Below are 20,765 nucleotides of genomic sequence, written 5' to 3'. Positions count from 1 at the left end.
AAAAAATGTCAATTGATATAGCGTGTTACACATCAATAAGTATTGATGATCTGAGGGAAAGGTTAAGTGTGGTGAGAGCAAAGTACGACCATCTCTTTGATGGTCCGTATCTTATGTTTGATCCACATACAATTTTAAGTCGCCAACAGCTTGCGCTGATTGATGATCGTGTTGAAAAATACAATCAAGAGACTAAGCTATTAATTGCTGAAGAGTTCGGCCTAAAAGAACCAATGTCTTATTTTTTGATTGCAGTCAATGATAAATCCTTCCCTGCGTTGAACACTTCTGAAGTAGCAGACATGCTCAGGAAAGAGTTAGGGGAGGAAAATATTATTGTGCTTTTAAATGGCGAAGATCTAATCTAGACCTTGTGGTGAATCCCGGCCAACTGGCCGGGGTCTTTGCTTCTACGCCTGAAATCCCTCAACTTCCCACCGCTGCAACCGGATCACCCCGGGTGCGGCGGTGATCTCCAGTTGTGCCACATCGGTGATCCCGGACTCAATGATCCAGCCTCCGGCGATGATCAGCTCACCGTTCTGCCGTACCCAGTCCGCCCCCAAATCTTGCCGCTGCTGGCTGGCTTCACACAATGTGTTCCAGGTGGCTTCATCGGTGACGGGGGTGATCCACAGGCCATCGGGCCGGAGTGTGAGCTGTAACGGTGTGCCGGGGATAAAACCCAGCCCGGCCAGTGTGTTGCCACTGATCGTCAACTCTGGGATCGGTTGGGGTGTGAAGGTGATGTTCATGCTACCCCCCTATCGACGTAGCGCCGAAAATCGTCGCCCTCGAGCGCTCTGCACAGAGCCTCATCGGGTTCGATGAGCAGCCGTTCCAGCATCTGACGCTGGGTCAGGCCGTGATAGCGAGCCAGCCGTTCGAGCGCAATATGGGCGATAAGGCTCACTTCCGTGTTCAGGCGTGCAGTATCGCCCTGCTGGCGACGGCGTGCGCGGTACTCGGCCTGACGTTGTGCGTTGGTCTTGGCCATGATGAACCTCCCTGTTACTGCGTAACGACACGAATGATTAACTGTCCCGGCTCAATGGCCACCCTGACCAGGGTATCGGTCCCAAACCCGGCCGCCTCCAGCCAATCCCCCTTGAGATGCAGACTGGGCGTTCGGGAGTAATAGGTGGTCATGCGTGTGGGGCGGCTCTCGTGGCGGCGGCTGACATAGCCAACCTTGAAGTGCCGCAGTGCTTGGGGTGTGGCGGGTTCTGACTTATGATGTTGCTTAGCCATGGTAACTACTCCTGTTAGTTGCTGTGGTTAGCGGTTAGGGCAGGTTGCCGCCTGTCTTAGCCGCGCTCAGTTATCTGTTTAGCCTGGTACTTCAAAATCATCCCATCCAGTAGCGCCTTGATAATCCGGCGTTCTTCTTCGGGCATCCCGCTAACGGCCTCAAACTGCAAGGCCAAATCATCAGACGGGCCACGTTCATGTTCATCAAATACCAAGCCATCCAGCGAGACGTGCAACACCTTGGCCAGCCTGATCAGGGCGTCTAAGGTAGGTTGTGCAGACCCCGCCTCATAGCGGCGTATCTGGTTCACATGAATCGATGCGCTGTCAGCTAATGCCTGTTGAGTCAGGTCGGCAGCCTTGCGCAGTTGTATCAAACGAGCAGGAAAGTTCATTGGTAAGAACCACAAAGTTAACGTAGCCATACTGTAACTTGCCCTCCTAATACTGTTTGACACATACACAGTATAAGGTATTTAATAAAAACAGCAAAGGGGTGTTGACAGGTTTTTACAGGAGTTACGTTATGGCCCGTATCCCGCAACAAGAAATCAATGAACTGAAACGGTCAGTGTCGCTAGTGACGTTGGTACGGTCGCAGGGGCACAAGCTGCGCAAGCAGGGCCGGGACTATGTGCTGTTGTGCCCGTTCCATCAGGAAAAGACGCCCTCGCTGGTCATCTCCCCGGACAAGAATCTGTATCACTGCTTCGGCTGTGGGGCGGCGGGGTCGGTGGTTGACTGGGTGATGAAAACCCACTCGGTCTCACTGCCCAAGGCCGTCGCGTTACTGCGTAACGAGTCGGGTGTTGAAGGTGGGGTAACGTCTTCTCTAGCCGCGTCAGTGATGGCCCCCCCGCGTGCCAAACTCGCCGATCTGGACGATGACGGGCAGGCGTTGCTCAACCAGGTGATCGACTTCTACCATCAGCAGGTGCTGGCCTCCCCAGAGGCGCTGGCGTGGCTGGTCAATCGTGGCCTCAATCATCCTGAACTGGTGAGCCACTTCCGGCTGGGCTATGCCGGGACACACGGTATCGGCGGTGAGGCCGGAGTGTTGCCGTCGACTCAATCAAAGGAGGGGAAGCGCCTGCGGGAACGCCTGGTTGAGGCGGGGGTGTTGCGTTCACAGACCCGTCAGGATCACTTCCGGGGCTGTGTGGTGATGCCGGTGATCGGCTGGTCTGAGTCGGCCAATGTGGCGCAGCGTGGCCGGGTGTTGCAGCTCTACGGGCGTAGGACGTTGGCAGACCACCAGATCAAGAAGGGATCGTCCCGGCACCTGTATCTGCCCTCGCCGCTGGTTGGGGTGTGGAACGAAGCCGCGCTGAAAGCCTCCTCAGAGGTGATCCTGTGTGAGGCGCTGATCGACGCCATGACCTTCTGGTGCGCCGGGTTCCGCAACGTGATCGCCGCCTACGGTTGCAACGGCTTCACGGCGGATCATCTGGCGGCGTTGCAGTACCACGGCGTGAAGCGGGTGTTGATCGCCTTCGATCGGGACGAGGCGGGGGATCGCGGGGCGGATGCGATCGCCGGTGATCTGCTGGAGCTGGGGATCGACGCGTGGCGGGTGCGGTTCCCGCAAGGGCTGGATGCGAACGCGTTCGCGCTGAAAAGCGGTAACCCGGAGGCGGCGTTGGGGCTGGCGTTGCAACAGGCGCAATGGATGGGGCACGGCACCGGGCCGGGTGCGGTGTTCTCCCATGAGACGCCGTTACGCAGTAACGATGACGACGCGGAGGGCCAGGGAGGTGCATCCGTCTCTTCGTTAGTCGCCCCTGCGCCGGGCGTTGACGTCGTGCCGTGCGAGCAGACCGCCACGGGTGAGCTGTTGTTACGCTGTGGTCCGCGTGTCTGGCGGGTACGGGGCTGGCAGAAGAACACGTTGCCAGAGGTGATGAAGGTCAATGTGCAGGTGCGGGACGAGGCCAGCGGGGCGTTCCATGTTGACCAGCTCGACATGTACCACGCCAAACAGCGGCAGAGCTATATCAGTACGGCGGTGGTCGAGCTGGGCTGTGAGCTGAGCGTGATCAAGCGTGAATGTGGCCGGGTGTTGCTGATGCTGGAGCAAAAGCAGGATGAAGCCCGCCAGGCTGTGGAGCAGGCCGCGCCTGCTGCCGTGGCGTTGAGTACCGAGGACGAAACCGCTGCGCTGGCGCTACTGAAATCCCCGGATCTGGCCGGGCAGATCGTGAGTGATCTGGCGGCCTGCGGGGTGGTGGGAGAGTCCACCAATCTGTTGACCGGCTATCTGGCGGCTACATCGCGCAAACTGGACAAGCCGCTGGCGGTGCTGATCCAGAGTAGCTCGGCGGCGGGCAAGTCGTCGCTGATGGACGCGGTGCTGGGGATGATGCCGGAAGAAGAACGCATCCAGTACAGCGCCATGACCGGGCAGAGCCTCTACTATCTGGGCGAAACCAGCCTGCAACACAAGATCCTGGCGATAGCGGAAGAGGAAGGGGTACGGCAAGCCGCGTATGCGCTGAAGCTGTTGCAGTCGGACGGGGAACTGAAGATCGCCTCGACCGGCAAGGACGAGCAGAGCGGCGAACTGATGACGCGGGAGTACAAGGTGCAGGGGCCGGTGATGCTGATGCTGACCACCACGGCCATCGACGTGGACGAGGAGCTGTTGAACCGCTGTCTGGTGCTGACGGTGAACGAGAGCCGGGAACAGACGCAGGCGATACACGCGATGCAGCGCCACGGCCAGACGTTGGAAGGGCTGTTGGCGGTGAGTGAAAAGGGCTATCTGACGGCGTTGCACCAGAATGCACAACGGCTGCTCCGACCGCTGAAGGTGGTGAACCCGTTCGCGCATCGGCTCACGTTCCTGTCGGACAAGACCCGCACCCGGCGCGACCACATGAAATACCTCACCCTGATACAGTCGATAGCGCTGCTGCACCAGTACCAGCGTGACGTGAAACGGGCCGAGCACCGGGGCAGCGTTATCGAGTATATCGAGGTGACGCGGGAGGATATCGCGTTGGCGAACCGGCTGGCGCATGAGGTGCTGGGGCGGACACTGGACGAGATGCCGCCGCAGACGCGCAAGCTGTTGTTGCTGGTACAGGAGATGGTCAAGGGGATGGCGGCGCGACAGCACTGCCAGCCGGGCGAGGTACGCTTTACCCGACGGGATATCCGAGGCTACACCAACTGGAGCGATAACCAGCTCAAGGTGCATTGCCTGCGCCTGACGGAAATGGAATACCTGCTGTTGCACGGCGGGAGCCGTGGGCATCTGTTGCAGTATGAGCTGCTGTGGGATGGTGGCGGCGCTGATGAAAACCATCTGTGCGGCCTGCTTGACGTGGAGGAATGTGAGGGCGGTGAGTGCAAGTTGGACTCGAATGAGAGCAAGTTGGTGCCAAGTTGCCCCCAGGTTGGGGTCAAGTTGGAGGGCAAAAAAAAGTCCCCTGCCCAGGCAGGACAAGGCGTGGTGGCGGAAGCGGTTGGGGTTGACGAAAATGCAGTAATCAGGGGAAAAAAGAAAGTGACCTCACTGCCTTCGCCCTCGTTGCCGGAGGTGAACAATGGCTAACCGCAAACCCCGCGCGGATGCGCTGCTGACCGTTGATGAGGTGTATCGCCAGCCGGTTGGCCCGGCGCACGATCCGAGAAGCCTGTATGCCTTGCTGTTGCGGTTCGTGGTGTGGCGGCGAGAGCGCAACTGGTCGGAAACCACCCTCAAGACCCAGACCCATCATCAATACCGCTTTATCGTGTGGGCCAGTGAGCACGGCTTGAACTACGCCAGTGACATCACCCGGCCTACCCTGGAACGCTACCAGCGCCATCTGTACCAGTACCGCAAGAAGAACGGTGAGCCGCTGAGTCCCCGGACTCAACGCACGGCGCTTCAACCGGTGCAGGTGTGGTTCAAATGGCTGACGCAGCGGAACCTTATCCTGGCAAACCCGGCGGCAGACCTCGAGCTGCCGAGACTGGAGAAACGCCTGCCGCGCACCCTCCTGAGCGTAGAGCAGGTGGAGGACGTGCTGAACCACTGCGATCTGACGACGGCGCAGGGGATCCGTGACCGGACGTTGATGGAACTGCTGTGGTCAACAGGGATCCGGCGGGGTGAGGTATCAGCGCTGGATCTCTACAGCGTGGACGGCTCGCGGCACATCCTCACCATCGTGCAGGGCAAGGGGAAGCAGGATCGGGTGATCCCGATCGGAGAACGTGCGCTGTGGTGGGTGCAGCACTATATGCAGCATACCCGCCCGGAGATGTTGAGTAACCCCGGGTGCAGAGCGTTGTTCCTGGCGATGGATGGCGTGGCCGGGCTGACGGCCAGCGGTGTGACTATGGCTGTTGTGCCCTACCTGAGAGCGGCGGGGATCATGAAGGGCAGTTGCCACCTGTTCCGGCATGCGATGGCGACGCAGATGCTGGAGAACGGCGCGGACCTGCGCTGGATCCAGGCGATGTTGGGCCACCGTAGCGTAGAGAGTACGCAGATCTACACGCAGGTATCGATCCGGGCGTTGCAGGCGGTACATGCCTCGACTCACCCAGCGGAGCAGTCGGACAGCCGGGAGCCGGGCGACAATATGGAGTCGCCGGACAGTCTGCCAAGCTAGCTCACTCCCTGCGAGTGCGGGGTGTTCGGTGGACGGCAGAGCGCGGCGTCCTTGCCGCGATCTGCCTTCATCAGGTGCGGAGTGCGCGGGGTAAATGGTCGCCCGTCCAGCGCTGGGCATCGGCGTTCTCTGGAGGTCAGTTGCTGGCCGAACGTCCATTAAACATAATGCGGGAGATTATCCGCACCCGCCCCGGCGAGCCACCAAGGCAACCTGACCCTCGATAAGCGGTCCGTATGCGGATAATCTGCATTATGTCGTGCGCCACCGCGTCGGGCTGTGGGGTGGGGCCGCCATCCCTGGCGGCACTGGCACGGTGCAAACGCTCGGCCAACCCCACAGCGGAGGTCGGCCCAAAGGGCCTCCGCCAAAAGCGTTAATGCCCGCCCAGGCGCTGTCTGTCTGCGCCGGGTCGTGCCACGCGGTGAAGCAGCGTGTCACTCCTTACCGTCTCGCCAGCCAACGCCTCCCACCCCGGTTCGGTGTTGGCATGCACACCCTGCGTTCCCTCCACCGTCAGCGTTCCAGAGTGCCGTTCCGTCACTAGTGGGCCTCGCCAGCCCACACCCGGCAGGCGTCCAGGCAGTGGGCAGCCAAAAGACGCTGCCCACTGCCCGGCCACCGTCACAAAACCCCGACAGCGGTAATGGCAGAGACGAAAAGCGCTGTTATGATGGTGCGTTGGTTGCTCTTTAACAGCGTTGGGGAAAATGGCGTAACGGGCTGAAAAAGCGCGTCTGGGCAAAAAGTTGCCTGGGCCAGAATGCACAGGGAAAAAGTGGTTGTAATCTGCTGAGTGTACTAGGAAAAATGCTGTTCGCTGGCTGACTCCGCACTGGATGAAGTTGTTGTGGAGAATAATGCGCTGAGTACAGGCTCAGATCTTGGGTTCTGGCTGGGCAACACCCCAGGTTGTGATACGGCCTGTAAGACCGGCATTGCGAAAGGCGTTGCTGAAGGAAATCTGGTGGTGTCAGCAGGTGTTGCTGGAGTGGCTGGCGGTGCACTGATAATAGGAGCAACACCGGAAATAGTGGCGGCAGCCAAAGCAGCGCTGGAAGGTTGTAAAGCGGCACCGGCAATCTGTCTGAATAACGCGGGGTTGCAAGTAGCAGAAGGAATTACACCTGGTGGTGTAGGTGCAGCGGGAGCTATTGGGGTTGGTAAAACGGCCGCAGAGGCGGCGGCGGCGAAAGCTGAAGCTGTTGTGGCGAATGCCGCTAAGAATGCAGGAAAAGGTACAACAGGTTCTTTAAGCGGCCAACCAACTAAACTGCCACCAAATGCTTCAGCAGAAAATATACGTTCATTGCAACGAGAAAATGAGGGGGCAGCGATCCTGTCTCAAAATGGCTATCATGTTGAGCAGAACCCTGTAACACCAGGAGTTAAAAATCCAGACTATAAAATCAATGGTGAGGTGTTCGATAATATTGCCCCTAGCACAAACTCAGTTCGTAATATTTATGACCGAGCTTTAGAAAAAGTGAATAGTGGCCAAACGAATAATGTTGTTATCAACTTGGCAGATACAAAAGCAAGCGTTAGTGATTTGCAAAAACAATTTAGTGATTGGCCAATCAAAGGATTAGATAAGGTTATCGTTATCGACCAGTCAGGAAAGCCAATTCGAATTAAGTAAGGTGAAAAAATGTCAATTGATATAGCGTGTTACACATCAATAAGTATTGATGATCTGAGGGAAAGGTTAAGTGTGGTGAGAGCAAAGTACGACCATCTCTTTGATGGTCCGTATCTTATGTTTGATCCACATACAATTTTAAGTCGCCAACAGCTTGCGCTGATTGATGATCGTGTTGAAAAATACAATCAAGAGACTAAGCTATTAATTGCTGAAGAGTTCGGCCTAAAAGAACCAATGTCTTATTTTTTGATTGCAGTCAATGATAAATCCTTCCCTGCGTTGAACACTTCTGAAGTAGCAGACATGCTCAGGAAAGAGTTAGGGGAGGAAAATATTATTGTGCTTTTAAATGGCGAAGATCTAATCTAGACCTTGTGGTGAATCCCGGCCAACTGGCCGGGGTCTTTGCTTCTACGCCTGAAATCCCTCAACTTCCCACCGCTGCAACCGGATCACCCCGGGTGCGGCGGTGATCTCCAGTTGTGCCACATCGGTGATCCCGGACTCAATGATCCAGCCTCCGGCGATGATCAGCTCACCGTTCTGCCGTACCCAGTCCGCCCCCAAATCTTGCCGCTGCTGGCTGGCTTCACACAATGTGTTCCAGGTGGCTTCATCGGTGACGGGGGTGATCCACAGGCCATCGGGCCGGAGTGTGAGCTGTAACGGTGTGCCGGGGATAAAACCCAGCCCGGCCAGTGTGTTGCCACTGATCGTCAACTCTGGGATCGGTTGGGGTGTGAAGGTGATGTTCATGCTACCCCCCTATCGACGTAGCGCCGAAAATCGTCGCCCTCGAGCGCTCTGCACAGAGCCTCATCGGGTTCGATGAGCAGCCGTTCCAGCATCTGACGCTGGGTCAGGCCGTGATAGCGAGCCAGCCGTTCGAGCGCAATATGGGCGATAAGGCTCACTTCCGTGTTCAGGCGTGCAGTATCGCCCTGCTGGCGACGGCGTGCGCGGTACTCGGCCTGACGTTGTGCGTTGGTCTTGGCCATGATGAACCTCCCTGTTACTGCGTAACGACACGAATGATTAACTGTCCCGGCTCAATGGCCACCCTGACCAGGGTATCGGTCCCAAACCCGGCCGCCTCCAGCCAATCCCCCTTGAGATGCAGACTGGGCGTTCGGGAGTAATAGGTGGTCATGCGTGTGGGGCGGCTCTCGTGGCGGCGGCTGACATAGCCAACCTTGAAGTGCCGCAGTGCTTGGGGTGTGGCGGGTTCTGACTTATGATGTTGCTTAGCCATGGTAACTACTCCTGTTAGTTGCTGTGGTTAGCGGTTAGGGCAGGTTGCCGCCTGTCTTAGCCGCGCTCAGTTATCTGTTTAGCCTGGTACTTCAAAATCATCCCATCCAGTAGCGCCTTGATAATCCGGCGTTCTTCTTCGGGCATCCCGCTAACGGCCTCAAACTGCAAGGCCAAATCATCAGACGGGCCACGTTCATGTTCATCAAATACCAAGCCATCCAGCGAGACGTGCAACACCTTGGCCAGCCTGATCAGGGCGTCTAAGGTAGGTTGTGCAGACCCCGCCTCATAGCGGCGTATCTGGTTCACATGAATCGATGCGCTGTCAGCTAATGCCTGTTGAGTCAGGTCGGCAGCCTTGCGCAGTTGTATCAAACGAGCAGGAAAGTTCATTGGTAAGAACCACAAAGTTAACGTAGCCATACTGTAACTTGCCCTCCTAATACTGTTTGACACATACACAGTATAAGGTATTTAATAAAAACAGCAAAGGGGTGTTGACAGGTTTTTACAGGAGTTACGTTATGGCCCGTATCCCGCAACAAGAAATCAATGAACTGAAACGGTCAGTGTCGCTAGTGACGTTGGTACGGTCGCAGGGGCACAAGCTGCGCAAGCAGGGCCGGGACTATGTGCTGTTGTGCCCGTTCCATCAGGAAAAGACGCCCTCGCTGGTCATCTCCCCGGACAAGAATCTGTATCACTGCTTCGGCTGTGGGGCGGCGGGGTCGGTGGTTGACTGGGTGATGAAAACCCACTCGGTCTCACTGCCCAAGGCCGTCGCGTTACTGCGTAACGAGTCGGGTGTTGAAGGTGGGGTAACGTCTTCTCTAGCCGCGTCAGTGATGGCCCCCCCGCGTGCCAAACTCGCCGATCTGGACGATGACGGGCAGGCGTTGCTCAACCAGGTGATCGACTTCTACCATCAGCAGGTGCTGGCCTCCCCAGAGGCGCTGGCGTGGCTGGTCAATCGTGGCCTCAATCATCCTGAACTGGTGAGCCACTTCCGGCTGGGCTATGCCGGGACACACGGTATCGGCGGTGAGGCCGGAGTGTTGCCGTCGACTCAATCAAAGGAGGGGAAGCGCCTGCGGGAACGCCTGGTTGAGGCGGGGGTGTTGCGTTCACAGACCCGTCAGGATCACTTCCGGGGCTGTGTGGTGATGCCGGTGATCGGCTGGTCTGAGTCGGCCAATGTGGCGCAGCGTGGCCGGGTGTTGCAGCTCTACGGGCGTAGGACGTTGGCAGACCACCAGATCAAGAAGGGATCGTCCCGGCACCTGTATCTGCCCTCGCCGCTGGTTGGGGTGTGGAACGAAGCCGCGCTGAAAGCCTCCTCAGAGGTGATCCTGTGTGAGGCGCTGATCGACGCCATGACCTTCTGGTGCGCCGGGTTCCGCAACGTGATCGCCGCCTACGGTTGCAACGGCTTCACGGCGGATCATCTGGCGGCGTTGCAGTACCACGGCGTGAAGCGGGTGTTGATCGCCTTCGATCGGGACGAGGCGGGGGATCGCGGGGCGGATGCGATCGCCGGTGATCTGCTGGAGCTGGGGATCGACGCGTGGCGGGTGCGGTTCCCGCAAGGGCTGGATGCGAACGCGTTCGCGCTGAAAAGCGGTAACCCGGAGGCGGCGTTGGGGCTGGCGTTGCAACAGGCGCAATGGATGGGGCACGGCACCGGGCCGGGTGCGGTGTTCTCCCATGAGACGCCGTTACGCAGTAACGATGACGACGCGGAGGGCCAGGGAGGTGCATCCGTCTCTTCGTTAGTCGCCCCTGCGCCGGGCGTTGACGTCGTGCCGTGCGAGCAGACCGCCACGGGTGAGCTGTTGTTACGCTGTGGTCCGCGTGTCTGGCGGGTACGGGGCTGGCAGAAGAACACGTTGCCAGAGGTGATGAAGGTCAATGTGCAGGTGCGGGACGAGGCCAGCGGGGCGTTCCATGTTGACCAGCTCGACATGTACCACGCCAAACAGCGGCAGAGCTATATCAGTACGGCGGTGGTCGAGCTGGGCTGTGAGCTGAGCGTGATCAAGCGTGAATGTGGCCGGGTGTTGCTGATGCTGGAGCAAAAGCAGGATGAAGCCCGCCAGGCTGTGGAGCAGGCCGCGCCTGCTGCCGTGGCGTTGAGTACCGAGGACGAAACCGCTGCGCTGGCGCTACTGAAATCCCCGGATCTGGCCGGGCAGATCGTGAGTGATCTGGCGGCCTGCGGGGTGGTGGGAGAGTCCACCAATCTGTTGACCGGCTATCTGGCGGCTACATCGCGCAAACTGGACAAGCCGCTGGCGGTGCTGATCCAGAGTAGCTCGGCGGCGGGCAAGTCGTCGCTGATGGACGCGGTGCTGGGGATGATGCCGGAAGAAGAACGCATCCAGTACAGCGCCATGACCGGGCAGAGCCTCTACTATCTGGGCGAAACCAGCCTGCAACACAAGATCCTGGCGATAGCGGAAGAGGAAGGGGTACGGCAAGCCGCGTATGCGCTGAAGCTGTTGCAGTCGGACGGGGAACTGAAGATCGCCTCGACCGGCAAGGACGAGCAGAGCGGCGAACTGATGACGCGGGAGTACAAGGTGCAGGGGCCGGTGATGCTGATGCTGACCACCACGGCCATCGACGTGGACGAGGAGCTGTTGAACCGCTGTCTGGTGCTGACGGTGAACGAGAGCCGGGAACAGACGCAGGCGATACACGCGATGCAGCGCCACGGCCAGACGTTGGAAGGGCTGTTGGCGGTGAGTGAAAAGGGCTATCTGACGGCGTTGCACCAGAATGCACAACGGCTGCTCCGACCGCTGAAGGTGGTGAACCCGTTCGCGCATCGGCTCACGTTCCTGTCGGACAAGACCCGCACCCGGCGCGACCACATGAAATACCTCACCCTGATACAGTCGATAGCGCTGCTGCACCAGTACCAGCGTGACGTGAAACGGGCCGAGCACCGGGGCAGCGTTATCGAGTATATCGAGGTGACGCGGGAGGATATCGCGTTGGCGAACCGGCTGGCGCATGAGGTGCTGGGGCGGACACTGGACGAGATGCCGCCGCAGACGCGCAAGCTGTTGTTGCTGGTACAGGAGATGGTCAAGGGGATGGCGGCGCGACAGCACTGCCAGCCGGGCGAGGTACGCTTTACCCGACGGGATATCCGAGGCTACACCAACTGGAGCGATAACCAGCTCAAGGTGCATTGCCTGCGCCTGACGGAAATGGAATACCTGCTGTTGCACGGCGGGAGCCGTGGGCATCTGTTGCAGTATGAGCTGCTGTGGGATGGTGGCGGCGCTGATGAAAACCATCTGTGCGGCCTGCTTGACGTGGAGGAATGTGAGGGCGGTGAGTGCAAGTTGGACTCGAATGAGAGCAAGTTGGTGCCAAGTTGCCCCCAGGTTGGGGTCAAGTTGGAGGGCAAAAAAAAGTCCCCTGCCCAGGCAGGACAAGGCGTGGTGGCGGAAGCGGTTGGGGTTGACGAAAATGCAGTAATCAGGGGAAAAAAGAAAGTGACCTCACTGCCTTCGCCCTCGTTGCCGGAGGTGAACAATGGCTAACCGCAAACCCCGCGCGGATGCGCTGCTGACCGTTGATGAGGTGTATCGCCAGCCGGTTGGCCCGGCGCACGATCCGAGAAGCCTGTATGCCTTGCTGTTGCGGTTCGTGGTGTGGCGGCGAGAGCGCAACTGGTCGGAAACCACCCTCAAGACCCAGACCCATCATCAATACCGCTTTATCGTGTGGGCCAGTGAGCACGGCTTGAACTACGCCAGTGACATCACCCGGCCTACCCTGGAACGCTACCAGCGCCATCTGTACCAGTACCGCAAGAAGAACGGTGAGCCGCTGAGTCCCCGGACTCAACGCACGGCGCTTCAACCGGTGCAGGTGTGGTTCAAATGGCTGACGCAGCGGAACCTTATCCTGGCAAACCCGGCGGCAGACCTCGAGCTGCCGAGACTGGAGAAACGCCTGCCGCGCACCCTCCTGAGCGTAGAGCAGGTGGAGGACGTGCTGAACCACTGCGATCTGACGACGGCGCAGGGGATCCGTGACCGGACGTTGATGGAACTGCTGTGGTCAACAGGGATCCGGCGGGGTGAGGTATCAGCGCTGGATCTCTACAGCGTGGACGGCTCGCGGCACATCCTCACCATCGTGCAGGGCAAGGGGAAGCAGGATCGGGTGATCCCGATCGGAGAACGTGCGCTGTGGTGGGTGCAGCACTATATGCAGCATACCCGCCCGGAGATGTTGAGTAACCCCGGGTGCAGAGCGTTGTTCCTGGCGATGGATGGCGTGGCCGGGCTGACGGCCAGCGGTGTGACTATGGCTGTTGTGCCCTACCTGAGAGCGGCGGGGATCATGAAGGGCAGTTGCCACCTGTTCCGGCATGCGATGGCGACGCAGATGCTGGAGAACGGCGCGGACCTGCGCTGGATCCAGGCGATGTTGGGCCACCGTAGCGTAGAGAGTACGCAGATCTACACGCAGGTATCGATCCGGGCGTTGCAGGCGGTACATGCCTCGACTCACCCAGCGGAGCAGTCGGACAGCCGGGAGCCGGGCGACAATATGGAGTCGCCGGACAGTCTGCCAAGCTAGCTCACTCCCTGCGAGTGCGGGGTGTTCGGTGGACGGCAGAGCGCGGCGTCCTTGCCGCGATCTGCCTTCATCAGGTGCGGAGTGCGCGGGGTAAATGGTCGCCCGTCCAGCGCTGGGCATCGGCGTTCTCTGGAGGTCAGTTGCTGGCCGAACGTCCATTAAACATAATGCGGGAGATTATCCGCACCCGCCCCGGCGAGCCACCAAGGCAACCTGACCCTCGATAAGCGGTCCGTATGCGGATAATCTGCATTATGTCGTGCGCCACCGCGTCGGGCTGTGGGGTGGGGCCGCCATCCCTGGCGGCACTGGCACGGTGCAAACGCTCGGCCAACCCCACAGCGGAGGTCGGCCCAAAGGGCCTCCGCCAAAAGCGTTAATGCCCGCCCAGGCGCTGTCTGTCTGCGCCGGGTCGTGCCACGCGGTGAAGCAGCGTGTCACTCCTTACCGTCTCGCCAGCCAACGCCTCCCACCCCGGTTCGGTGTTGGCATGCACACCCTGCGTTCCCTCCACCGTCAGCGTTCCAGAGTGCCGTTCCGTCACTAGTGGGCCTCGCCAGCCCACACCCGGCAGGCGTCCAGGCAGTGGGCAGCCAAAAGACGCTGCCCACTGCCCGGCCACCGTCACAAAACCCCGACAGCGGTAATGGCAGAGACGAAAAGCGCTGTTATGATGGTGCGTTGGTTGCTCTTTAACAGCGTTGGGGAAAATGGCGTAACGGGCTGAAAAAGCGCGTCTGGGCAAAAAGTTGCCTGGGCCAGAATGCACAGGGAAAAAGTGGTTGTAATCTGCTGAGTGTACTAGGAAAAATGCTGTTCGCTGGCTGACTCCGCACTGGATGAAGTTGTTGTGGAGAATAACTATCTGAGCAATCAACAGCGCTCAGATCGAGACAAAGAGTTTGATGCCTGTAAAGGTAGTTTGTCCTGTCAATTGCAAGTAGGGGCTAAATGGGATGCCATTAGTCTGGGGCAAGATACTGCCTACAGTGCAGGCATGTTGGTGGGGGTTCCTCAAGGGCTTTACGACTCAGTCGAGAGTTTATCAAAATCCATCAGTGATCCTGCTGCGACCTATGATGCAATTAAGCAACTGATAGCGAGCGATGACATTTTTAGCACGATGTCGGATGCAGTTAAGCAAAGCTACATTGATCGCATCAACCTAATGGAGTCTGAGTATCAGAAAGCTGGCGCAAGTGGTGCGTATAACTCAGGTGTTGAAGCCGGTAAACTAGTGTCTGATCTGATTGGTGCTGTTGCGGGTGGAGTCGGTGTTGCGAAAGTGGGTACTGCGCTGACTGAGAAGATAGTGGCTAAGGCTGCGAGCCAAAGCTTAAAGGATGCGGCGCTTATTAGGAATGCAGATGGAATCCATGAAGTAAAAATTAGTTCGACCCCTCTGGAAGGTCACGATCGCTTAAATACACCTGACCTTGGTGGAAATGGTAAATTAAAACCGGCCGAAGCTGCTGCGGCTGCACAACTAGAGTCAGCAATTGGCACAATGGAACGTTATGCACCACCGCCTGGAGCAAAATCGGGAACATCGCCTGACTTTGTGATTACATCAGGGCCAAATAAAGGTAAAACTGTCGATGCGATGTACACGACTGATAAATTATCGCAAAAAGAAATCGATGGGTTAAATAAGTTTTATGAGAAGAATATGAACTCTGGTAGCGGTAAGGATGTTATTCAGGATCATTTAAAAAAGGCTGACTTTGTCCCTGTTGATTTTAGGGTTTTAACCCCTGTCAACCAAAAAATATTTATGAATTACATAAAGACATTACCAAAATCACAGCAAGAAAAAATTATTATTGTGAGGCAATGATATGGGTGCAAGTTTATTTATTGGTTGGAATGATAAAGGGCAAAGAGAAGCTGATTTTCAACGGACGGGTGGATTTGTTAATGGCAGCTATTGGGATGCATTTGGTGATCTGTTGGATGCTGTCTTTTTGCCAGAACACTCTAAATTGCATAAAGTGATCAAGTCTGAAGAAGGTGAATACCTAAAGTTTTATTCATTTGTAGAGTTAGATAATGAGGATTTTAACAAAGCAGTGAAGTTAATCAGGGATTATCTTGTGAAGCAACAAAACCCAACAGAATGGCAAAAGATGGCAGAAGTGGTGTGGGAAGAAATTGCAGAACCTTATATTATCCAGGATGAACGTTATCAGCCTGATTAATGAGTTAATAAAACCCCAGCCCTCAAAATCTGGGATTCTAGCCCTGTCACTCAACCGCAAGTACGGTAGTGTGGAGAGCACGCAGCTGTCGAGTCGGGTGTTGCAGGCGGTACATGCCTCAACCCATCCGGCGGACTCGTCGGGAGCCGAGCAAGTGCGGTACTCCCGCCGCCGCAACTGGATCACAATAGATGCAGTGGTGATTACCCGTCCTTCGCTGGATTCGGGTATAAATTCTATCAGAGGTAAGTGAGGGTGGTATGTCTATAGGATTAACATGTTTTACTAAGCTTACTTTTGCTGAGTTACAGCATAAGTTGAACGAATTTGCAAAGCGATATCCGGATGTGTTTCCCGCTCACTATTATTTATCTACTGCGGCTATACCACATCCAATCCAAAAAGAGGTATCTAATGAGTTCGGATTAGATCCGGTATCTTACTGTTATATATCAGTAAATAACAAGTCCCTTGAGATATCAACAGATGAAATGGCTGATATGGTTAGGGAAGCTCTAGGGGCGGACAATGTCATCGTGCTTTTAAATGGTGAAGATCTAATCTAAATCTCGTGATAAATCCCGGGCAGTTGGCCGGGATCTTTATTGTGTACGGGACACGACCGGTAAATTGAGGGAATATGTCAATAAATATAATATGTTACACCAAATTTTTAGTTTCTGAGCTACATCTTCAGTTGGATCGCTTCCTGTGATGGATCTCTGCTAACTGATCGGGACTCTTACTACTAAGGCCTAAATAGTTGTAATTCCCACCGTTGCAACCGGAGCAGGGGCTCCCACTTCGGTCGGGGTAGTGTATTAATTATATATTATCAAGGAGTTGATATGCTTTATAAGAAAACCAGAGTAAGTGTTATATTTTTTTCATTGATGGCTACCATGTCATTAGCCAGTTGTAGTCTGTTTCCTGACCCGCCTATGTACGTTCCACCGCCAAATGATGGTTCGGTTGCAAAAGTTCGACTTCTAGGAAACCCGCTGACCTATTCGATTAGTCAGAAAAAATCAAATGGTGAGTCTAGTGGTGGATATGTACAAAAGCATAGGCGTTTCCTAAATATTATTCCTGATAGTACGAAGTCAATAGGTATGCCTAAGTTACCACAAGGTGATTACAGTGACACTTATACTGAGGTTACGGTAACTCCAGGAATCAAAACAACAATTTCTCATAGAATTAGTAATCCAGATGGAGGGGGATGTAGTGTAAGTTTGGATTTTACTCCTAATGAAAAAGGGTTGTATGAGTTTAAATATAACTACTCAGACAAATCTGGATATTGTGTTTTATATGGGAATGAAATCAAGTACGACAGCATCAATGAAACTTATATTGAAGAGAAAATAAAATGAAAATGAGTAAGTGTCCAGTTGTTTTTATGTTTTTTTTATTAGTGGGTTGTGCTTCTAATGTTGATAGAACAAAGGTTACAGCGCTTGACCAATATACAGAAAAAACAATCAAAGAATCTTTGATTGTTGGCTCAACAACAAAAAAAGATGTCATTAAACTCCTTGGTAGACCAAATTCTCCAGAAGATTATAACGGGCGTAATGTATGGTTGTATAATTCTAAAAAGACTGATAGGAGAGTAATTTTTTTAATTCCTGTTATCAATGATAAAAACCAAGTTTTGGAACTAACATTTAATGATGCAAAGATCCTCAAGGATATGAAATATCAGGAACTAAAACAGTAAATAGCGTCTCACTGCATTATTCAGAGAAGAAAACAGGGTTCGGCACTGCCGAACCCTGTTTAGGTCACGGCACCTGCTGCTCCAGAGTCTGCCCATCCTTACTGGTAGCCTGCAACTGGCCCTTCAAAGACGCTTTAAACGGCCCATCGCTGTTGAGTAATCCCTTCAGCTGCAACTGCAGATTACCATCACCCTCCAGCGGCACATGCTGCCAACCCCATTGCTGCAAGGTATTCACTGGCACCGAACGCCCGTTAAGGGACAGCGTAAACGGCTTACCAGGCAGTTGGCTGACGTTGGCCTTGGCATCCAACAGGCCATCGGGCATAAAGGCGCTCAGCTCGGTAACGTTGATCTGCTGTGCATCCGCATCCAACGCCAGCGATGGGCGGCGTACGTCGATCTTGTTAAAGGTGGCACCACCGGCGTTGAGTTTCAGCGAGCCGGACCAAATCCCCCACTGATGGTCACTGGCCAACAGCAGATTGCTGCCGTTACCATCCAGCGAGGTGAGCTGGAAGGGGAAATCCGGGTTGATATCGATGATCAGGTTACGGTTGGTGCTCATCTTGGCGACGTACACCTCCGCCAGCCAGCTTGGTAGCGGCTGTAACCAGAGTTCACGCCAGTTGCTGGGCAAGGTGTACTCCAACGCAGAGACGGCCACCTCGTCGAGTTGCAGGCGCTTGTTGGCGCGCAGCCAGTTGCCGGTGGTACGCAGCAATCCACCTTCCCAGCGGGTGCTGAACTGGCCAATGGCAATACCGGCTGGCGAGAGCTGCATATCCATAATCGGATCGATGAGATGGAAGTTGCCATTGATCAGGTCGTCGGCGGTGAAGTTGATCGCGCCATCCTGACTGCTCCAATCCCCTTGTTGGAAGGTGATATTTTGCATCGACAAATCGAGGTCGTTCGCCGCCCAGGCGTTACCTTCCAGGCGGGCGTTAATCAGATCAAAGCGTTTCAACGTAATGGGTGGCAATGCCGTGAAGCGGCTCCAGAACTGTTCTAGCGTCATGGGTACTTGTAGGCGGACGTTGCTTAGCCGCAACCGTTCAACCAACCAACTGCCATCGGCAGCTCGGCTGGCTACCCCGGTGAGATCGCCCTGTGCCAGATCGGCACCAAAGTCGCTCAATATCAGCTGGTTTTGTTTGATTTCGCCCTGGATCAACACCTGTGAGGCCGGAATACCGTTGACCACCATCGAACCGGCGCTGAACTGGAACTGATTGTTATCCCCGAGCAAATGACCTGCCGTTGGCTGCCACGGGTTTATCCCGGCATTGACCTTCTGCGCGTTAAGCTGCCAGCTCTCATCGTTAGATTGCAGTGCCATATTGCTCAGTTGCAGCACATCGGCCTGTATTGGCAGCGGTGCGCCCTGCAAAGGCTGAACGTTTAGGGTGCCGTCGCGCAGCGTGATGCTATCGAAATAGCGTGGCTCGGTAATTTGCCGCAGGCTGAAAGCCATATCCACCTGCTTGGCCGCCAAGAGTTGCGGTTGGTTGGCACGGGCGAGGGTTACGCCCTCCAGGCTTAGCTGTCCTGGCTTGCTCCACGAATGCGTTATTTTTTCTACCGACAGCTGGTAATCACCACGATCGCTGATCCAGTGACTCAACCAGCCTGCGGCCCAGCGGGTTTGCCCCACGACGTAGAGCAGCACAATGGCCAGCACTATCAGCAGCAGCAACGTGATCAATAGTTTTCCGATAAATTTCATCGTGTGGATCCGTAGCGGACAGAAAAGATACCCTGTTTATGCCGCAAATAGCCTTCCAGCTCAAGGGCAATGGCCTGAAAGACAATAAAAAAACGGCCAGTAGCGGTTTGCCAATGGCCGTTGGTTTGCTGCGGGGAGCGCTTATTTTTCTTCTGGTGGGAACAGCAGGTTCAGCACAATGGCGGTGATCCCACCGGCAGCGATACCGGAAGAAAGCAGGGTTTTCAGCCAGTCCGGTGCAAACTGCAAGATCAGCGGCTGTTGGGAAACCCCCATACCGACGGCCAGCGACAGCGCCATAATCATGATGGCGCGGCGGTTTAGCTTCTCGCGGGAAACGATACGCACGCCGGAGGCTGCAATAGTACCGAACATCACGATGGTCGCGCCGCCCAGCACCGGTTCAGGAATATGCTGCACAAAACCGGCAACGGCCGGGAACAGCCCCAGCAGGATCAGCATCAGTGCTACCACAAAACCGACGTAGCGGCTGGCAACGCCGGTCAGCTGGATCACTCCGTTGTTCTGGCCAAAGCAGGAGTTCGGGAAGGTGTTGAATACCGCAGACAGCATTGAGTTCAGGCCGTTGGCCAGCACCCCGCCTTTCAGGCGCTTCATATATAGCGGGCCACTGACCGGCTGTTCAGAAACGTCGGAGGTGGCGGTGATATCGCCGATGGTTTCTAGCGAAGTGACCATAAAGATCAGCATCAGCGGCAATAACAGGTTCCAGTCAAAACCCAGGCCGTAATACAGCGGGGTAGGAACGGTGATCAAGGTCGTTTGGGTAGCCGGTTCGGTTTCCGGCAGCATACCCATCGCCCAAGCCAGCAGATAACCTATGGCCATGGCGATCACCAGCGAAGCGACGCGCAGGTAAGGGTTACGTTGGCGGTTAAGCAGAATAATCACTACCAGCACTGCGCCTGCCAACAGTAGATTCTTGGGCGCGCCGAAGGTGTGATCGCTCATCGCCGCATAGCCACCACCGATAGAGGTCAGCCCGACCTGGATCAGCGACAGGCCGATAATCATCACCACAATGCCGGAGACCAGCGGGGTAATGATGCGGCGCGCCAGGTGCAGCACGCGTGACAGTAGGATTTCGGTACAAGAAGCCACCATCAATGTGCCGAACAGTGCGGCCATCATGGTGGGCACGTCTGCGCCGCCGTTTTTCAGCGCCAGCCCGCCCATAATCAGCGGTGAGACAAAGTTGAAGCTGGTGCCCTGAATGGACAGCAGGCCAGACCCCACCGGGCCCCAGGTTTTGATTTGCAGTATCGAGGCCAAACCGGAAGCGAACAGCGACATGCTGATGATGTGTTGCGTATCCTGCGCTGGCAGGCCAAGCGCCTGGCAGATCAACAGGGCCGGGGTGATCACGGCAACAAACATCGCCAGCAAGTGCTGACTGGCGGCAAACAGCGTTTGCGGCAGTGGAGGGCGGTCTTCCAGGCGGTAAATCAGTTCACTATTGTGTGAAACGGGGGCTGATGCTTTTTGCGCGGCATCAAGCTCGGCGGTTTGGCTGGACATGGTGTGGCTTTCCCAAAGGCGGCAAAGAAGGCATTTTAATGATCTGTCTCACAAAAGCAAACGGTTGCGCATTAATATTTTTTACGATGCTGAACCCATTAATGTCGCATTTTCGTTCATTTTTTCTTGTGTTATTAGCCGTTTTTACTTTTAATCCCCCCTTCATCAAGTTAAAAAACTGAGTAAATTTTATAACTTATTAATTTATTGGATTTAATCA

The 20,765-nt window shown here is 55.7% G+C and carries 24 protein-coding genes; 12 read left to right on the top strand and 12 right to left on the bottom strand.

Going from position 1 to position 20,765, the window contains the following annotated elements; all coding sequences use genetic code 11:
* The first annotated feature begins 5 nt into the window (after positions 1 to 5).
* A complete protein-coding gene (locus KGP26_RS28040) occupies positions 6 to 368 on the top strand; it encodes a hypothetical protein (RefSeq protein WP_223664847.1) in 363 nt (120 codons plus the stop codon).
* Between the two features lie 42 nt (positions 369 to 410).
* On the opposite strand, the gene KGP26_RS28035 is transcribed toward KGP26_RS28040, so the two are convergent.
* Genes KGP26_RS28035 through KGP26_RS28020 form a run of 4 tightly spaced genes read right to left on the bottom strand, consistent with a single transcriptional unit; the run spans position 411 to position 1,646 of the window.
* Positions 411 to 755, bottom strand: a complete 345-nt coding sequence (locus tag KGP26_RS28035) for a type I toxin-antitoxin system SymE family toxin (protein ID WP_223664846.1) — start codon at positions 753 to 755, stop codon at positions 411 to 413.
* Positions 752 to 997 (bottom strand): hypothetical protein, encoded by a 246-nt coding sequence (locus tag KGP26_RS28030; RefSeq protein ID WP_223664845.1) that lies wholly within the window; start codon positions 995 to 997, stop codon positions 752 to 754. Before KGP26_RS28030 ends, KGP26_RS28035 begins: the two co-directional genes overlap by 4 nt.
* A gap of 14 nt (positions 998 to 1,011) precedes the next feature.
* On the bottom strand, positions 1,012 to 1,251 hold the full coding sequence (locus KGP26_RS28025; RefSeq protein ID WP_223664844.1) for a SymE family type I addiction module toxin: 240 nt from the start codon (positions 1,249 to 1,251) through the stop codon (positions 1,012 to 1,014).
* Between the two features lie 56 nt (positions 1,252 to 1,307).
* Positions 1,308 to 1,646 (bottom strand): helix-turn-helix domain-containing protein, encoded by a 339-nt coding sequence (locus tag KGP26_RS28020; protein WP_305802001.1) that lies wholly within the window; start codon positions 1,644 to 1,646, stop codon positions 1,308 to 1,310.
* Between the two features lie 131 nt (positions 1,647 to 1,777).
* Here KGP26_RS28020 and KGP26_RS28015 point away from each other — a divergent pair, with 131 nt between their 5' ends.
* Complete coding sequence (locus KGP26_RS28015; protein ID WP_223664842.1) at positions 1,778 to 4,807, top strand: CHC2 zinc finger domain-containing protein; 3,030 nt, start codon at positions 1,778 to 1,780, stop codon at positions 4,805 to 4,807.
* Positions 4,800 to 5,855, top strand: coding sequence for a site-specific tyrosine recombinase XerC (gene xerC, locus KGP26_RS28010; protein WP_223664841.1), 1,056 nt, complete (start codon positions 4,800 to 4,802; stop codon positions 5,853 to 5,855). The genes KGP26_RS28015 and xerC (KGP26_RS28010) overlap by 8 nt, the downstream gene beginning before the upstream one ends.
* A 376-nt stretch (positions 5,856 to 6,231) precedes the next feature.
* On the opposite strand, the gene KGP26_RS28005 is transcribed toward xerC (KGP26_RS28010), so the two are convergent.
* A complete protein-coding gene (locus KGP26_RS28005) occupies positions 6,232 to 6,600 on the bottom strand; it encodes a hypothetical protein (RefSeq protein WP_223664840.1) in 369 nt (122 codons plus the stop codon).
* Positions 6,601 to 6,705: 105 nt separating this feature from the next.
* Here KGP26_RS28005 and KGP26_RS28000 point away from each other — a divergent pair, with 105 nt between their 5' ends.
* Entirely contained in the window at positions 6,706 to 7,497 is a 792-nt protein-coding gene (locus KGP26_RS28000; protein WP_223664848.1) for a hypothetical protein, read from the top strand.
* 9 nt (positions 7,498 to 7,506) lie between these two features.
* Positions 7,507 to 7,869 (top strand): hypothetical protein, encoded by a 363-nt coding sequence (locus KGP26_RS27995; protein ID WP_223664847.1) that lies wholly within the window; start codon positions 7,507 to 7,509, stop codon positions 7,867 to 7,869.
* A gap of 42 nt (positions 7,870 to 7,911) precedes the next feature.
* On the opposite strand, the gene KGP26_RS27990 is transcribed toward KGP26_RS27995, so the two are convergent.
* The 4 genes from KGP26_RS27990 to KGP26_RS27975 are packed head-to-tail and all read right to left on the bottom strand — an operon-like array spanning position 7,912 to position 9,147.
* A complete protein-coding gene (locus KGP26_RS27990; RefSeq protein ID WP_223664846.1) occupies positions 7,912 to 8,256 on the bottom strand; it encodes a type I toxin-antitoxin system SymE family toxin in 345 nt (114 codons plus the stop codon).
* Entirely contained in the window at positions 8,253 to 8,498 is a 246-nt protein-coding gene (locus tag KGP26_RS27985; protein ID WP_223664845.1) for a hypothetical protein, read from the bottom strand. The genes KGP26_RS27990 and KGP26_RS27985 overlap by 4 nt, the downstream gene beginning before the upstream one ends.
* 14 nt (positions 8,499 to 8,512) lie before the next feature.
* A complete protein-coding gene (locus KGP26_RS27980) occupies positions 8,513 to 8,752 on the bottom strand; it encodes a SymE family type I addiction module toxin (protein ID WP_223664844.1) in 240 nt (79 codons plus the stop codon).
* Positions 8,753 to 8,808: 56 nt separating this feature from the next.
* Positions 8,809 to 9,147, bottom strand: a complete 339-nt coding sequence (locus KGP26_RS27975; protein ID WP_305802001.1) for a helix-turn-helix domain-containing protein — start codon at positions 9,145 to 9,147, stop codon at positions 8,809 to 8,811.
* Between the two features lie 131 nt (positions 9,148 to 9,278).
* Here KGP26_RS27975 and KGP26_RS27970 point away from each other — a divergent pair, with 131 nt between their 5' ends.
* Entirely contained in the window at positions 9,279 to 12,308 is a 3,030-nt protein-coding gene (locus KGP26_RS27970) for a CHC2 zinc finger domain-containing protein (protein WP_223664842.1), read from the top strand.
* Positions 12,301 to 13,356: a site-specific tyrosine recombinase XerC gene (gene xerC / locus KGP26_RS27965; protein WP_223664841.1), complete on the top strand. Its 1,056-nt coding sequence runs from the start codon at positions 12,301 to 12,303 to the stop codon at positions 13,354 to 13,356. The genes KGP26_RS27970 and xerC (KGP26_RS27965) overlap by 8 nt, the downstream gene beginning before the upstream one ends.
* 376 nt (positions 13,357 to 13,732) lie before the next feature.
* Here the strand turns inward: xerC (KGP26_RS27965) and KGP26_RS27960 are convergent, their stop codons facing one another.
* Complete coding sequence (locus KGP26_RS27960) at positions 13,733 to 14,101, bottom strand: hypothetical protein (protein ID WP_223664840.1); 369 nt, start codon at positions 14,099 to 14,101, stop codon at positions 13,733 to 13,735.
* Between the two features lie 105 nt (positions 14,102 to 14,206).
* On the opposite strand from KGP26_RS27960, the gene KGP26_RS27955 reads away from it, so the two are divergent.
* The 5 genes from KGP26_RS27955 to bamE all read left to right on the top strand — a co-directional run bounded on the left by KGP26_RS27955 (position 14,207) and on the right by bamE (position 17,277).
* Complete coding sequence (locus KGP26_RS27955) at positions 14,207 to 15,193, top strand: hypothetical protein (protein ID WP_223664839.1); 987 nt, start codon at positions 14,207 to 14,209, stop codon at positions 15,191 to 15,193.
* A 1-nt stretch (position 15,194) separates the two neighbouring features.
* Complete coding sequence (locus tag KGP26_RS27950) at positions 15,195 to 15,554, top strand: hypothetical protein (protein WP_223498633.1); 360 nt, start codon at positions 15,195 to 15,197, stop codon at positions 15,552 to 15,554.
* 260 nt (positions 15,555 to 15,814) lie between these two features.
* Positions 15,815 to 16,120 (top strand): hypothetical protein, encoded by a 306-nt coding sequence (locus tag KGP26_RS27945; RefSeq protein ID WP_223498632.1) that lies wholly within the window; start codon positions 15,815 to 15,817, stop codon positions 16,118 to 16,120.
* A gap of 282 nt (positions 16,121 to 16,402) precedes the next feature.
* A complete protein-coding gene (locus KGP26_RS27940; protein ID WP_223498631.1) occupies positions 16,403 to 16,930 on the top strand; it encodes a hypothetical protein in 528 nt (175 codons plus the stop codon).
* The gene (gene bamE, locus KGP26_RS27935; protein WP_094981547.1) at positions 16,927 to 17,277 is read left to right on the top strand and encodes an outer membrane protein assembly factor BamE; all 351 of its coding nucleotides are present in this window, start codon (positions 16,927 to 16,929) and stop codon (positions 17,275 to 17,277) included. Before KGP26_RS27940 ends, bamE begins: the two co-directional genes overlap by 4 nt.
* Positions 17,278 to 17,341: 64 nt before the next feature.
* Here bamE and KGP26_RS27930 read toward each other — a convergent pair whose 3' ends face one another.
* Both KGP26_RS27930 and KGP26_RS27925 read right to left on the bottom strand, forming a co-directional pair.
* Positions 17,342 to 19,006 (bottom strand): AsmA family protein, encoded by a 1,665-nt coding sequence (locus KGP26_RS27930; RefSeq protein ID WP_094981548.1) that lies wholly within the window; start codon positions 19,004 to 19,006, stop codon positions 17,342 to 17,344.
* 141 nt (positions 19,007 to 19,147) lie between these two features.
* Complete coding sequence (locus KGP26_RS27925; RefSeq protein WP_179253141.1) at positions 19,148 to 20,545, bottom strand: NCS2 family protein; 1,398 nt, start codon at positions 20,543 to 20,545, stop codon at positions 19,148 to 19,150.
* Positions 20,546 to 20,765 lie beyond the last annotated feature (220 nt).

The organism is Serratia sp. JSRIV002, from assembly GCF_019968725.1.
GTDB lineage: Bacteria > Pseudomonadota > Gammaproteobacteria > Enterobacterales > Enterobacteriaceae > Chania > Chania fonticola_B.
Note: the sequence above shows the minus strand (reverse complement) of the source record. Positions and strands in the feature narration are given on the sequence as shown.

Bases quoted from the DNA above. Each gene is read 5' to 3' on its own strand.
- KGP26_RS27945 (WP_223498632.1), top strand. From the start codon at position 15,815: ATGTCTATAGGATTAACATGTTTTACTAAGCTTACTTTTGCTGAGTTA.
- KGP26_RS28040 (WP_223664847.1), top strand. From the start codon at position 6: ATGTCAATTGATATAGCGTGTTACACATCAATAAGTATTGATGATCTG.
- KGP26_RS28015 (WP_223664842.1), top strand. From the start codon at position 1,778: ATGGCCCGTATCCCGCAACAAGAAATCAATGAACTGAAACGGTCAGTG.
- KGP26_RS27950 (WP_223498633.1), top strand. From the start codon at position 15,195: ATGGGTGCAAGTTTATTTATTGGTTGGAATGATAAAGGGCAAAGAGAA.
- KGP26_RS28035 (WP_223664846.1), bottom strand. From the start codon at position 755: ATGAACATCACCTTCACACCCCAACCGATCCCAGAGTTGACGATCAGT.
- KGP26_RS27990 (WP_223664846.1), bottom strand. From the start codon at position 8,256: ATGAACATCACCTTCACACCCCAACCGATCCCAGAGTTGACGATCAGT.
- KGP26_RS27930 (WP_094981548.1), bottom strand. From the start codon at position 19,006: ATGAAATTTATCGGAAAACTATTGATCACGTTGCTGCTGCTGATAGTG.
- KGP26_RS27995 (WP_223664847.1), top strand. From the start codon at position 7,507: ATGTCAATTGATATAGCGTGTTACACATCAATAAGTATTGATGATCTG.
- KGP26_RS27980 (WP_223664844.1), bottom strand. From the start codon at position 8,752: ATGGCTAAGCAACATCATAAGTCAGAACCCGCCACACCCCAAGCACTG.
- bamE (WP_094981547.1), top strand. From the start codon at position 16,927: ATGAAAATGAGTAAGTGTCCAGTTGTTTTTATGTTTTTTTTATTAGTG.
- KGP26_RS27970 (WP_223664842.1), top strand. From the start codon at position 9,279: ATGGCCCGTATCCCGCAACAAGAAATCAATGAACTGAAACGGTCAGTG.
- KGP26_RS27940 (WP_223498631.1), top strand. From the start codon at position 16,403: ATGCTTTATAAGAAAACCAGAGTAAGTGTTATATTTTTTTCATTGATG.
- KGP26_RS28025 (WP_223664844.1), bottom strand. From the start codon at position 1,251: ATGGCTAAGCAACATCATAAGTCAGAACCCGCCACACCCCAAGCACTG.
- KGP26_RS27975 (WP_305802001.1), bottom strand. From the start codon at position 9,147: ATGAACTTTCCTGCTCGTTTGATACAACTGCGCAAGGCTGCCGACCTG.
- KGP26_RS27925 (WP_179253141.1), bottom strand. From the start codon at position 20,545: ATGTCCAGCCAAACCGCCGAGCTTGATGCCGCGCAAAAAGCATCAGCC.
- KGP26_RS27985 (WP_223664845.1), bottom strand. From the start codon at position 8,498: ATGGCCAAGACCAACGCACAACGTCAGGCCGAGTACCGCGCACGCCGT.
- xerC (WP_223664841.1), top strand. From the start codon at position 4,800: ATGGCTAACCGCAAACCCCGCGCGGATGCGCTGCTGACCGTTGATGAG.
- xerC (WP_223664841.1), top strand. From the start codon at position 12,301: ATGGCTAACCGCAAACCCCGCGCGGATGCGCTGCTGACCGTTGATGAG.
- KGP26_RS28020 (WP_305802001.1), bottom strand. From the start codon at position 1,646: ATGAACTTTCCTGCTCGTTTGATACAACTGCGCAAGGCTGCCGACCTG.
- KGP26_RS28030 (WP_223664845.1), bottom strand. From the start codon at position 997: ATGGCCAAGACCAACGCACAACGTCAGGCCGAGTACCGCGCACGCCGT.